The organism is Pseudomonas sp. GM18 (assembly GCF_000282195.1).
GTDB lineage: Bacteria > Pseudomonadota > Gammaproteobacteria > Pseudomonadales > Pseudomonadaceae > Aquipseudomonas.
Genome location: NZ_AKJT01000008.1, coordinates 1 through 12,995 on the forward strand (window position 1 = coordinate 1; position 12,995 = coordinate 12,995).

Annotated in this window: 10 protein-coding genes and 1 pseudogene; 3 read left to right on the forward strand and 8 right to left on the reverse strand. The window is 60.7% G+C overall.

The window, feature by feature from the left end; all coding sequences use genetic code 11:
- Positions 1-490: 490 nt before the first annotated feature.
- Both PMI21_RS25270 and hutC read right to left on the reverse strand, forming a co-directional pair.
- Positions 491-1,060 (reverse strand): HutD/Ves family protein, encoded by a 570-nt coding sequence (locus tag PMI21_RS25270; protein ID WP_007933957.1) that lies wholly within the window; start codon positions 1,058-1,060, stop codon positions 491-493.
- Between the two features lie 12 nt (positions 1,061-1,072).
- Positions 1,073-1,783 carry a histidine utilization repressor gene (gene hutC / locus PMI21_RS25265; protein ID WP_161793960.1) on the reverse strand — a complete coding sequence of 237 codons (711 nt, stop codon included), beginning with the start codon at positions 1,781-1,783 and terminating at the stop codon, positions 1,073-1,075.
- Between the two features lie 146 nt (positions 1,784-1,929).
- Here hutC and PMI21_RS25260 point away from each other — a divergent pair, with 146 nt between their 5' ends.
- Positions 1,930-3,294, forward strand: a complete 1,365-nt coding sequence (locus PMI21_RS25260; protein ID WP_007933961.1) for a formimidoylglutamate deiminase — start codon at positions 1,930-1,932, stop codon at positions 3,292-3,294.
- 123 nt (positions 3,295-3,417) lie between these two features.
- Here PMI21_RS25260 and PMI21_RS25255 read toward each other — a convergent pair whose 3' ends face one another.
- Together PMI21_RS25255 and PMI21_RS25250 are read right to left on the reverse strand one after the other, a co-directional pair.
- A complete protein-coding gene (locus tag PMI21_RS25255) occupies positions 3,418-3,987 on the reverse strand; it encodes a lipocalin family protein (protein ID WP_007933962.1) in 570 nt (189 codons plus the stop codon).
- 34 nt (positions 3,988-4,021) lie between these two features.
- Positions 4,022-4,276, reverse strand: coding sequence for a hypothetical protein (locus PMI21_RS25250; protein WP_007933963.1), 255 nt, complete (start codon positions 4,274-4,276; stop codon positions 4,022-4,024).
- A 296-nt stretch (positions 4,277-4,572) separates the two neighbouring features.
- On the opposite strand from PMI21_RS25250, the pseudogene PMI21_RS30125 reads away from it, so the two are divergent.
- A pseudogene (locus PMI21_RS30125) lies at positions 4,573-5,595 on the forward strand (HAMP domain-containing protein); the annotation flags it as partial.
- Between the two features lie 93 nt (positions 5,596-5,688).
- Complete coding sequence (locus tag PMI21_RS30130) at positions 5,689-6,453, forward strand: methyl-accepting chemotaxis protein (RefSeq protein ID WP_443200756.1); 765 nt, start codon at positions 5,689-5,691, stop codon at positions 6,451-6,453.
- A gap of 125 nt (positions 6,454-6,578) precedes the next feature.
- Here the strand turns inward: PMI21_RS30130 and PMI21_RS25240 are convergent, their stop codons facing one another.
- From PMI21_RS25240 to PMI21_RS25225, 4 genes are all read right to left on the reverse strand, one after another.
- Positions 6,579-7,181, reverse strand: a complete 603-nt coding sequence (locus PMI21_RS25240; RefSeq protein ID WP_007933965.1) for a DUF924 family protein — start codon at positions 7,179-7,181, stop codon at positions 6,579-6,581.
- Positions 7,182-7,184: 3 nt separating this feature from the next.
- Positions 7,185-8,195, reverse strand: coding sequence for a class 1 fructose-bisphosphatase (locus tag PMI21_RS25235; RefSeq protein ID WP_007933966.1), 1,011 nt, complete (start codon positions 8,193-8,195; stop codon positions 7,185-7,187).
- A 200-nt stretch (positions 8,196-8,395) separates the two neighbouring features.
- Positions 8,396-9,763 (reverse strand): DUF3999 domain-containing protein, encoded by a 1,368-nt coding sequence (locus tag PMI21_RS25230; RefSeq protein WP_007933967.1) that lies wholly within the window; start codon positions 9,761-9,763, stop codon positions 8,396-8,398.
- Positions 9,760-12,995 (reverse strand): DUF2339 domain-containing protein (locus PMI21_RS25225; protein WP_007933968.1); only part of this gene is annotated, 3,236 nt, incomplete at its 5' end. The genes PMI21_RS25230 and PMI21_RS25225, both read right to left, overlap by 4 nt.

Below are 12,995 nucleotides of genomic sequence, written 5' to 3' on the forward strand. Positions count from 1 at the left end.
GCCAGCTCTTGGCGGTCAGCTTGTTACCACGCGATGCGCGGATTTCAACGTCACGAAACTTAGTAGGTTTATTCTCAGTCACGAAAAGAACTCCTCAGCAATCAATCCAAACCAACCCAGGCAGTGGGCGAGCAAGCCGATGGGCATCAGTGCACATCAGCGAATCAGTGGACGATGGTTGAGTCTTCGTGACTCATACACATACGTCTTTACTTGTACATACAAGCATATGCAATCAAGCGGCCAACTTGTTGGATGAGCATCCAAGAAAATTTCTGGAAGGGCTGTAAAGCGCCTGGATCAAGGGTTCTGGCGTAGATGAAATTTCTCGAGGGGATTTTTTCGGCGACGCGCTGGTTGTTACTTGAGCGTGGTTTTGCGCCACGCTGGGGCGTTCGGTAACAAATTGGTGCGCGATGGGGAACGCTTGAAAGCAAAAGATCGTCCGAAGGCTCGGGCCGCGTTCGGACGATCTTTTGGGGATTTTGAATCAGCGTGCGATCAGCTCGATCACACAGCACGAGCCATTGATGGCGACGTCCAGCAGACCGACGTTACCGTCCAGTTGCAGGCAATCATGGCGACCGAGTTGCGATGCGCTGTTACCGACCATCACTTCAAGCGCTTCACTGACACTGAACACCAGCAGAGTCCCGGCCTCACTAAAAAACCGCTGCTTACCTTCCAGCCACTGCAACCGCGCACTGTAACGATCCGGCGCATAAATCAGGTTGAAGTCGCGAATCGGCCCGCCGAGCAATGCGCAGGACACATGACTCTCGCCACTGAAGGCAAACGGGTCCAGCGGTAACAACGCCCGCGTGTCCCGGCCATCGACGCGCAAGGTCATGCCCTCGCCTTGCAGTACGGTGATCACCCGCTCATAACCGGCAAAGGTGGAAAACCCACCCGACTCGCCAATGTCGGCAATCGACAGGCGCCAGCCAAAGCCATCAAGGCCTACACCGGTATCACGGGTGATTTCTTCAGTGCTGCCGCCGCCGTTCTTCCACGGCATGCGGGGATAATCTTCGGCGCGTAAAACCTTCAATTGACTCATTTATGGCTCTTTTTATTTATGGAACCGTCCTTCCAGACGATGACGGGAACCAGGGTGGATCAAACGGGCGGCGGTCACTGGCTGACGGCCGGACCAGGTGCGACGACGAATCAGCAGGCACGGCTCGCCCTTTTCAATCTGCAGCAACTTGCATTCGGACGGCTCGGCGAGAATCGCTTCGACCACATGCTCGCCTTCGGTCAACGGCGCGACCTGATTCAGATAGGCGTAAGGCGTTTGCAGGGTGAAGTCTTGCTTGAGGTAGTCCGGCGCCACCAGCGCGTTGACGAAACGGTCTTCGATTTGCACCGGGATATCGTTTTCGAAATGCACGATCAGCGAGTGGAACACCTTCTGGCCTTCGCGCATGTCCAGGGCCAGGGCCCGCTCGGAACCGGCGGCCTCTTCTTCGAGGGTGATCACCTTGCACGTGTGACGATGGCCACGGGAGGCGATCTCGTCGGCGATGTTGTGCACTTCAAACAGCGCAGACTGACTTTTCGGCTCGGCGACGAACGTTCCGACGCCTTGCATACGCACCAACAGGCCGTCTGCTGTCATCTCGCGCAGGGCGCGATTGATGGTCATGCGGCTGAAACCCAGCTGGTTGACCAGCTCGCTTTCCGACGGAACGCGGTAGTGCGGCGGCCAGTTTCCACTGTCGATTTGCTGGGTAATCATCTGTTTCACGCGGGCGTACAAGGGCGCCGGACTGTCGCCCATGTTCGCGGCCAACGGGGAGACTGCAGGCGGAGTCGGCACGGTTAATCCTTGTTCATCAGTTAGAAGTTGCTAGCTTGCCGGAGTTTACCGAGCAGGCAAACGTCTGTATATGTATATACAAATAACACACGATGGGGTGCTGAACCATGTCCGCCTTCTTTGCCGAACGCGCGCTGCTGCCTAGTGGATGGGCCAACAATGTACGTCTTGAAGTCAACGCCGATGGCGTGCTGACCCATATCCAGGCCGATTCCCACGCAGATGGCGCCGAACGGTTGAGCGGTCCGCTGCTGCCGGGAATGCCGAATTTACACTCCCACGCCTTCCAGCGGGCCATGGCCGGCCTGGCGGAAGTGGCGGGTAATCCGAATGACAGTTTCTGGACCTGGCGCGATCTTATGTATCGGCTCGTCGGAAAAATCAGCCCGGACCAACTCGGCGTCATCGCCCGTCAGCTGTACATCGAAATGCTCAAGGCCGGTTACACATCGGTCGCTGAATTTCATTACGTACATCACGACAATAATGGCCAGCCGTATGCGGACCCGGCCGAACTGGCGCTGCGCATCAGCCAGGCGGCCAGCTCCGCCGGTATCGGTTTGACCTTGCTGCCGGTGCTCTACAGCCACGCAGGTTTCGGCGGCCAGGCCCCAAACGAAGGCCAGCGCCGTTTCATCAACAGCACCGAAAACTACCTGAAGCTTCAGTCGCGTTTGCAGCCGATTCTGGCGCAGCAACCGGCGCAGTCGCTCGGCCTGTGTTTCCACTCGCTGCGCGCGGTCACACCGCAGCAGATCAGCGAAGTGCTGGCGGCCAGCGACAAGCAGTGCCCGGTGCACATTCACATCGCCGAACAGCAGAAGGAAGTCGATGACTGCCTGAGCTGGAGCGGTCGCCGTCCGCTGCAATGGCTGTACGAAAACACCGAAGTCGATCAGCGCTGGTGCCTGGTCCACGCTACCCACGCCAACCCGGAAGAAGTCACGCTCATGGCCAAGAGCCGCGCCATCGCCGGCCTGTGCCTGACCACTGAAGCCAACCTCGGCGACGGGATTTTCCCGGCGGTGGACTTCCTGGCGCAGGGCGGGCGCATGGGTATCGGTTCCGACAGCCATGTGTCGTTGAGCGTGGTGGAAGAATTGCGCTGGCTGGAATACGGCCAGCGTCTGCGCGATCAACGGCGTAATCGGTTGTATGGCGCGAATCAGCCGATGGTCGGCCGCACGCTGTACGACGCGGCACTGGATGGCGGAGCCCAGGCCTTGGGCCAGGCGATTGGTGCCCTGGAAGTCGGCAAGCGCGCGGATTGGTTGGTGCTCGATGGCAACGATCCGTACCTGGCGACGGCCAGTGGCGACGGGATTCTCAATCGCTGGTTATTTGCCGGCGGCGATCGCCAGGTGCGGGATGTGCTGGTCAATGGCCAGTGGGTCGTGCGCGATGGGCGGCATGCCGGCGAAGAAGAGAGCAACCGGGCATTCACCCAAGTCCTGCGCGACCTTCTGGGCTAAACGGCAAAAAAAAGATCGCAGCCTTCGGCAGCTCCTACAGGGGCCGTGTTGGTCCGTATTATCACGGTCAACCGGATCAATGTAGGAGCTGCCGCAGGCTGCGATCTTTTTTCAACCGCGCGGTTAATTCGAGGTCTTGGCCATCTTGCTATCCGACGTGCGCCAGATCAGGCGTGTCGTGTCATACCCCTGCTGACGCGCCCTGCTCAGCAGTTCTTCACGCACCACGCCATTGACCGTTGGGGTCCGTGACAGCAGCCAGAGATGATGGCGGCTCGGGTCGCCGACAATCGCGGTCTTGTAATCATCGCTGACGTACAACACCCAGTATTCTCCCTTCGACACACCGGGTATCAATCGCGAGAACCAGGTATCGAATTCGACCCACAGTTTGTCGGCCTTGCCGGGTACCTGTGGATAAGCCGTGCCCTTGGCCTCTTCCCATTGCCACTCCGAGGTCAGGCAGCGGTTCAGCACCGCCATCTCACCGTCAGGCTTGAGGCTGTAATGGGCTTCGGATTGCGCACAGTTGCGCTGGAAATACACCGGCAGACGCGCCAATTCGTACCAGGTTCCCTGGTAGCGCTTGAGGTTGACGCTGTTGACGGTCTTTGGCGCCAACGGATCTACGCCCGAAGAGGCGCAGCCGGCCAATACCAGGCCGGCCAAAAGAACGATCAGGAACCGCTTCATTATTTTTTTCTCCCGTGGGCGCATAAGCCCCGGTTTACTTCAGGCCTTGGCCCGAAAACATCAGCACTTTGTCACCGGCATACTGCACGCTGATAAAGCTGTTTTTGTCGCCCCAGGTGCAGCTGGACATGCCGAGCGCGCCCGAGCAATCGGCTGGTTTGCCCAGCAAGGTTTCAACCTCGGCCTTGGGCATGCCAGTCGACAGCTTTGAGTAATTTTCCTGATTGATCTTGCTGCACGCGGCCAACAGCACGCAGAACGAGAGCAAGGCGATAGAACGCAGCGACATGGTGTAACTCCTGGAGCGGAAGGGGGGTGGCATGTTGCCAACCAGAAGCTTAGAAGAGAAAACCCCTGCCTGGTTCCCTGAGTGTCCGGCTATTTATCAGGCCGCTCGTCAGCCTTTTGCCGATAAATCAGCCACTTTCTCGCGTCGTTGAGTATTTCGTCGGTTTTCGTCAAAACCCGCCTAATCTTTGGCGCTGGCCAGTCGACATAAAAGCAGCGCCAAGCCCTCGACTGTGGCAAATTGACGCCCCTTTGCTGACCAGCCACTGCGCGGTAGATCATTTAATGACCAGAAACATGAAGTTTAGCCACAAGATCTTACTGGCAGCCGCTCTCGTGGTGGCCGTTGCATTCGCCTGTTTCATCCTGTTCAACGACTACCGCCAGCGGCAAACCCTGCGCAGCAGTACCGAGTCCTCGATGCAGGAACTCGGCAGCCTGACCACGAGCAACATCCAGACCTGGCTGGAAAGCCGCATCCAGTTGCTGCAATCGCTGTCCCAGCAGATCGCCGTGGATGGCAGCGCCCAAGCCAACCTCAAGCGCGCTATCGATCTGCCGGCCTACACCAGCAACTTCCAGCTGAGCTACTTCGGCGGTACCGATGGCGTGATGTTCTCTGTGCCGGCCGGTAACCGCGCCGCGGACTACGACCCCCGCGCCCGTGGCTGGTACAAGGCGGCCAACAACGCACAACAGACCATCGTCACCGAACCCTACATTGCGGCGTCGTCGGGCAAACTGGTGATCACCGTGGCCACGCCGGTGAAGCACCAGAACCAGATGATTGGCGTCGCCGGTGCAGATATCGACCTGTCCAGCGTCAGCGCGATCATCAACTCACTGAACTTCGGCGGTCACGGCCATGCGTTCATTGTCAGCGCCGACGGCAAGATCCTGATCCACCCGGACAGTAAACTGGTGCTCAAGAACCTGGCCGACGCCTACCCCAACGGCGCGCCGAAAGTCAGCCCGGGCCTGAAGGAAGTCGAACTGGACGGTAAAACCCGGTTCATCTCCTTCACCCACGTTAACGGTGTGCCGTCGGCGGACTGGTACGTGGCGCTGGTACTGGATCAGGAAACTGCATTCTCGATGCTCAGCGAGTTCCGCACCTCAGCGATCATCGCCATGGTTATCGCTGTGGTCATCATCATCGCCCTGCTGAGTATGCTGATCCGCGTGCTGATGCAGCCGCTGCTGATCATGGGCCGGGCCATGCATGACATCGCCGAGGGCGAAGGCGACCTGACCAAACGCCTGACCATTCATGGCCAGGACGAATTCGGTGCCCTGGGCACCTCGTTCAACCGTTTCGTCGAGCGTATCCACACCTCGATCCGCGAAGTATCTTCGGCCACCGGCCAGGTCAACGAAGTCGCCCTACGCGTAGTGGCGGCCTCGAACTCGTCGATGTTCAACTCCGATCAACAGGCTTCGCGCACCAGCAGCGTCGCGGCAGCGATCAACCAGCTCGGTGCCGCTGCCCAGGAAATTGCCCAGAACGCCGCCCTCGCCTCGCAACATTCGAGCGACGCGCGCAGCCTGGCCGAAGACGGTCAGCAGGTAGTGGATAAAACCATCGCCGCGATGCACCAGCTGTCGGCAAAAATCAGCGATTCGTGCGGCAACATCGAAACCCTGAACAGCAACACGGTGAACATCGGCCAGATTCTGGAAGTGATCACCAGCATCTCGCAACAGACCAACCTGCTGGCCCTCAACGCGGCTATCGAAGCGGCCCGTGCCGGTGAAGCCGGCCGTGGTTTTGCCGTGGTGGCCGACGAAGTACGCAACCTCGCCCACCGCACTCAGGATTCAGCGCAGCAAGTGCAGAAGATGATCGAAGAGTTGCAAATCGGCGCCCGGGAAGCGGTCAGCACCATGACCGACAGCCAGCGCCAAAGCGAAAGCAGCGTCGGCATCGCCAACCAGGCCGGCGAACGCCTGGGCAGCGTGACGCAGCGTATCGGTGAAATCGACGGGATGAACCAGTCGGTGGCCACCGCGACTGAAGAGCAGACCGCTGTGGTGGAGTCGATCAACGTCGACATCACCGAGATCAACACGCTGAACCAGGAAGGTGTGGAAAACCTGCAATCGACTTTGCGTGCGTGTGCCGATCTTGAACAGCAGGCGGCGCGGTTGAAGCAGCTGGTGGGCAGTTTCAGGATCTAACTACCGAGCGCTGATCGTTCCCACGCTCTGCGTGGGAATGCCTCAACGGACGCTCCGCGTTCGACTCTGGAAGGGACGCGGAGCGTCCCGGACTGCATTCCCACGCGGAGCGTGGGAACGATCAGTTAGAAGCGGGATCCAGGCCCTGAAAGAAACTCAATTTCCTCAGCCGTAGATTCACGCCCCAACACCGCATTGCGATGGGGAAACCGTCCAAATCGCGCAATGATCTTCTGATGCCGTTCGGCGTAATCCAGGTTGTTGGCAAACACCGCCCGGTCCGCCTCCGGTTGCTGTTCCACCAGATCGAGAAACCGCGAAACCGCTTCGTTCTGCACCGCCAGATTTTCGCAGTGTTCGAACACCAAGTAGATGAACAGCCGCTGGATCGGGCGCAGTTGCCGATCGAAATCCGCGGCAATGCCTTGCGCTACCAGTGCCTGGGCCCTGAGATCGCCTGAAAAGGATTTGGGGGTGTCGCGAAAGATCATTCGCGGCAGTTGATCGAGCAACAGCACCAGGGCCAGCCAACCTTCGGGGCGTTGCGCCCATTCGGTCAATCCGCCGGTCAGTGCCTGCTCGACCAGGTCCCCGAAACGCATCCGCGCTTCGAGGTCCTGACTGTCGCGTTTACCGAACCATAACCTGCCCTTGTCAGCCGCTATTTCGTTGGGGAATTCGAGAGAACCGAACCACCATTCGAGCAACGGCTGCCAGGGCGCAGTCATGGTTTATTCCTTGTGGTAAGCCGTGACGCGTGCGACTTCTTCTTTCGAACCGAGGAACACCGCAACACGCTGGTGCAGGCCTTCCGGCTGGATGTCGAGGATGCGCTGGTGGCCGTCAGTGGATGCGCCACCCGCTTGTTCCACCAGGAACGACATCGGGTTGGCTTCGTACATCAGGCGCAGTTTGCCCGGCTTCGACGGCTCGCGGCTGTCGCGTGGGTACATGAACAGACCGCCGCGGGTCAGGATGCGGTGCACGTCGGCCACCATCGCGGCGACCCAACGCATGTTGTAGTTCTTCTTCAGCGGGCCTTCATCGCCAGCCAGCAATTCGTCGACGTAACGTTGTACCGGCGCTTCCCAGTGACGCTTGTTGGACGCGTTGATCGCGAATTCCTGCGTGGACTCCGGGATCGTGATGTCTTCATGGGTCAGTACGAAGCTGCCCATTTCACGATCCAGGGTGAAGCCTTTGACGCCATTGCCCAGGGTCAGCACCAGCATGGTCTGTGGACCGTAAATCGCGTAACCGGCGGCAACCTGCTGAGTGCCTGGCTGCAGGAAGGCCTTTTCGTTCAAAGGCTCGTTCTGGGTCAGGTATTCGTTCGGGCAACGCAGCACCGAGAAGATCGTACCGACCGGCGCGTTGATGTCGATGTTCGACGAACCGTCCAGCGGGTCGAACACCAGCAGGTACGCGCCTTTCGGGTATTTGCCCGGGATCTGGTAGGCATTGTCCATTTCTTCGGATGCCATGCCGGCCAGGTGACCGCCCCATTCGTTGGCTTCGAGCAGGATGTCGTTGGACATCACATCAAGCTTCTTCTGCACTTCACCTTGGACGTTTTCAGTGCCCATGCTGCCCAGGACACCACCCAGGGCGCCTTTGGAGACGGCGTGGCTGATTTCCTTACAGGCACGCGCCACCACTTCGATCAGGAAACGCAGATCGGCAGGAGTGTTGTTGCTGCGGGTCTGCTCAATCAAATAGCGACTCAGGGTAACGCGGGACATGGACGGCTCCGGAGGAATGGGGGGCTAAAAACCCGCGCAGTTTAACGCGAGTCGGGGCGCATTTCCTCCTATCAGACGTGATACGTCCAATAGAGTTCATGCGCGGGGTTGAGCGTAGTTGGAAATGGGGCCGCGATTGGCGGCAGTTTCAATATTTTTGGTGGCAGGAAGGACGCCTTCGCGGGCAGCGCCAGCCAGCCTCAGGATTTAGCAGCAGACTTGCGCAGCAAACTGAACGCCATGCCCCCCAGAAACAACACACTGAGCAGCAACACCGCCCACAGCCCGATCTTTTTCCAGTTTGTACCCAACACCGTTGGCGCTGTCGCCACCGGGGTCACCACTGCCCCGCCGTCCACCGTCGCCTTGCCCAACGTCGCCAGCTTCGCCGCGCTGTAATCGGGAATCAGCGTCGACAACGGCAAGCTTGCAGCCTTCACCGTCGCACTTCCCAGCGCCAGCGTATAAGGCCCGGCCCCACGTGCCAGGAACACCAATTGCGTAGAGCGCACGGCATACCGCACAGTGGGTGCTTCGGCGCCCAGGCCGCCGCCGCGTTCATCCACCGTCAGTTTCAATTGCTGTACGGTCTGGCCCGACAACTGCAGTTCGTTCTGCACCACGTCCTGGCCATTCTGGGTCAGGCGATAGAGCAAACCGTTGGTCAGCGGTTGCCACGGCAGGCTGGTCTCCCGGCGCCCTGACAACGTCACCGGTGCCAGGCTGTTGGGCTGATTCAGCTCGATCTGCAAACGCTGGACGTTCAACCCCATCGGCAATTGCCAGATGTACTCACCGGCCTTCACGCTGCTGCCGGCCAGGGGTTGCGACCAGACCAACGGCAGCGGCAAGGTGCGAGGATTGGTGCTTTCCAGTTGCGCCGAGGTCAGCACTGGCGCCGACTGAGGTGAACTCCACAGCAAGCGCAAATAGCGCGCCGATTGCCCCGGCAGGCCGACTTCATGTTGCTCGACCCGTTCGTCGGCAAACGTCAGACGCGCCACCTGCCCTTCACCCCACGACTGCCAATGCTGCAGATCGTTGCTGGCTTCGATGCTGAAACGCTGGAAACCGTCGCGTTCGCTGGTCCAGTCGAGGATCAATTGCTGCAACGGCGCCTTGATGCCGCTGGCATCGAGTAACCAGCCGCGCAGTTCTTCTTCGCCCGCCTCCAGCTGGCTGGACGGCTGCACTTCGATCAACGTGCCGTTGGTGTTCGATTGCACCCGTACGCTCGGCGTGCGTTCAGTGTCGTCCGCCGAGTTGTACAAGGGGAACCACTTTACGTCGGTCAGCATACGGTTTTCGCGGGTCTGCGCGGGCTCTCGGGCCAAGGCGTACGCCTGAGGCTCACCGGCGGCGTTGAACACGCGCACATCGCTGAGATCGGTTTGCCGTGCGTTCAGTTGCACGCCCAAGGGCAATTCCAGGCGATACCACGGGCCCTCGCCGCTCACGGACAACGGCACCTGCGTAGCGAAGTCCGCAGGTTTTTCCTGCGCGCCGACCGACAGCGTCACACCCAGCACAACAGCACCGCACCAGCCCAGGTTCAGCTTCTGACTCAAGACGACACTCCTTCGGTTTCAGGGGCCGGTTTTTCAGCACCCGGCGCGGCTTCGGCACGCTTGGGTGGCAACGGGGCGAAGTAGCCCACCACCAACAGCAACACGCCAACGCCGATAAACGACACGATCCGCGCCAGCCCGCCGCGGTTACTCAATTCAACGAAGAACAATTTGGCGACCACCAGCGCGATCAGCGCCGCGCCGATCAGCCAGACTTCACGGCGGTGACGCAGATGCCCACCGATCATCAGGCTCAGGGCCATCAAGGTCCAGACGATGGACAGGCCGGCCTGCACCAGCATCGATTCAAGCAGCAGATCCAGCGCAAACGGCACGCCACCCCAGTGATGGGCCGCACGCATCACCAGCGCGGTGAAGAAGGCAAACAGCGAAACACCGGCAATCACCTGCGTGGCGTTATCGGCGTAATCCTTGCGGATCGCCAGTTGTGTGACTGCGTTGCGGGACCAGACATAAACGCCGAACAGGGCGAACAACAGGCCCAGCTCCAGCGGGTTGATCAGCGGCACATACGGCAACGGCTCGGCGGTGCCGTCGCTGGCGATGTTCGCCAGCCAGAACCAGCCGAGCATCAACAACGCCAACGGCGCAGCGGCATAGACCCGGTACTCGCGGGAATAAGCCGACACTGGCCATGGCCACGCGCGCGGTGCGGCCATCAGCACCAGATACAGGCTCGGCAGAATCGCCCAGCCCAACCAGCGCCAGGCGTTGTACTGCTCCGACAGCAGCAGCAAGCCAAAACGCAGCTCCAGGGCCAGCACGCCGATCAATAGCCAGCAACCGAGCACATGGGCGGTGCTCAGGGCTTTTTCGATCAGCATCGGCGCCAGGCGCCGCAGGGATAAGAAATGCACAACGAACACCGCGGCCCAAACCAGCCAGCCGAAGTTGGCGGCCGGGTGATAACGCGAATGCCAGGCCGCGAGCAACACCAGACCGGCGGCGGGAATCAGCAAGGTGCAGAGCAAGCCCAGCGACGACCACTTCAGGCGCAGCGCCAGCACCGCCCACAGCGCCACACTCACCGCCGCGACCGCCAGCAACAACGTCGCTTGCAGGTTCACAGGCGCAAAACGCAGCACTTCGCTGATCCACGCCAGTGCCCACCAACCCGCGCCCCACACCAGCAACACTTCGGACAAGCGCTGCAAGCTCAACACATCGAAAGCCGAAGCATGGTTGCCGAGCTGCAAACGCCAGGCCCCGACAAACGCCGCCAGCCCCAGCACCAACGGTGTCCAGAACCCGCTATGCGCCAACGGTCGCAAGCCTTCGCTGAGCAGCGGCCCGAGCAGGTCCGGCCCGGCGAACAGGAACGCAACGCCGCCGATCACCTGCAACAGCAGACCAAAGACAAAACTCACCCGCTGCTTCAGGTACAGGCTCAACCAGATGATGAATAAACCACTGGCCGCCCAGACCGCACTCGCGGTTTGCCACGGCAACACGAACAGCACCGCGAGGTTGATCAGCACCAGGCCGGCCAACAACACCACCGACAAGCCGCGCAGCAAACGCACGTCGCTGCGCACCATTTCGTCCCGGGCCGCCAACAACATGCCCGCGATCAGTGCCAGCCCGATCAGAGATGCGCTGAGCAAACCACTCCAGCCGGCGCTGAACACCGCAGCCGACTCACCGCTCGCCCCTTGCAACCGCACCAGGAACAACGCACCGCCGAGCAGTTGCACAGCGAACGCGCTGAACAGGAACGCCCGCGATTGCAGGCGCAGGCCGACGAACAGCGTCGCCAACCCGGCCAGTGCCCAACTGATCGCTGTGCCATGAGTGAAGAAAAACAGCGGCGCCAACAGATAGAGGAACGTCAGGCCCAGGCAGGCCAGCACCGGCAAGCCTTGGCGTTCCCACTTTGATACCTGTTCGGGTGACGCTTTGCGCAATTGGTAGAAGCTGAACAGCAGCGCCACGCCGAGCATCAACGCCCCCAGCGGCGCGCCATCGAGCAGGCTGGTCTCGCCGCTGCGCAATTCGCTGAGAAAGGCCAGCGCCGAGCCCAGCTGCAGCAGCAAGGCAAAGGCGCGGGCCAATGGTCGTTGTTGACGCAGGCCGAGCCAGAAAATCCCCGCGCCTTCCACCGCCCAGGCTGCGGCGGTCCAACGCGCGTCGAGCCCCAGAGGGATCGCCAGGCTGGCGAAGATCACCCCCAGCGCCAGGCAGGTTTCGGCCAACAACAGTGCTCGACCGCCCATCAGCAACCGGGCCAGGCCCATGTAAATCATGCCCAGCGCCAAGGCGCTGAAGGCCGCGGCAAATTCCAGATGTTCCACCAGCGCGAACTGCAAACCGAAGCCCACCAGCGGTGGCGCAAACAGCATCGTGCCGTCGACGTAATCACCCTTGCGCGCCGACCAGTGCAACAGTGCATCGCGGCTGTCGTCCTCGGGCGCATCGCTCATTTCCAGCAATTTGCGCCGGGCGAACAACAGGCCGATGGCCAGGTACATCAGGAAAAACAGAATCAGGAACGGCTCGGTGCTCCACAGCAGTTCCGGTTTATAGGAACGCAGGCCCCAGGCAAACCCGATACCGAAGGTGCCGACAAAACCGATCAGGTTGAGCAGTCGCCAGGCCTTGAACCATGCAATGGCGAGGATGCCGGCGTTGAGCAGGGCAAAATAGCTGAACAGCGCGACATGGTTGCCGGCACCGGTGGAGGTCAGGATCGGCGCGGCGAAACCGCCCAGTGCGGCTGCGGCGGCCAGGCCCAACGCGTTTTGGGTAATGGCCAGAATCGCCGAGAACACCGTCACCACCACCAGCAACCCCAGTGCCGCCGTGGGGTCGAGCAGCGGATGCAAACGCATCGCGGCAAATACTGTGAGGTACAACACCGCAATCCCTGTGCCTTGCAGCATCAGCGCGTAATTGCTGTTGCGCAGTCTCAGCCACCAGCCCAGAGCGAGCAGGCCCAACGCCGCCGCCGCGACACCGGCGTAACGCAACTCGATCGGCACCACCATGCCTTCGGTGGCATAGCGCAACAGGAAGGCCAGGCCGAGGAACAACAGCACCACGCCAACCCGCAGCACGGTATTGCCGCCGAACAGCCAGTTGCGTGCGCCACTGATGGCGCGTTCGATGAAGTTCGGGCCACGCGGCTCGGCCGGTTGCTGTGGTTCGCGGGCGGTCGGCTCGGGTTGCCAGACATCATCGGGCAGCGGACGACTGGCTTCGGCGGCGGCCGCCG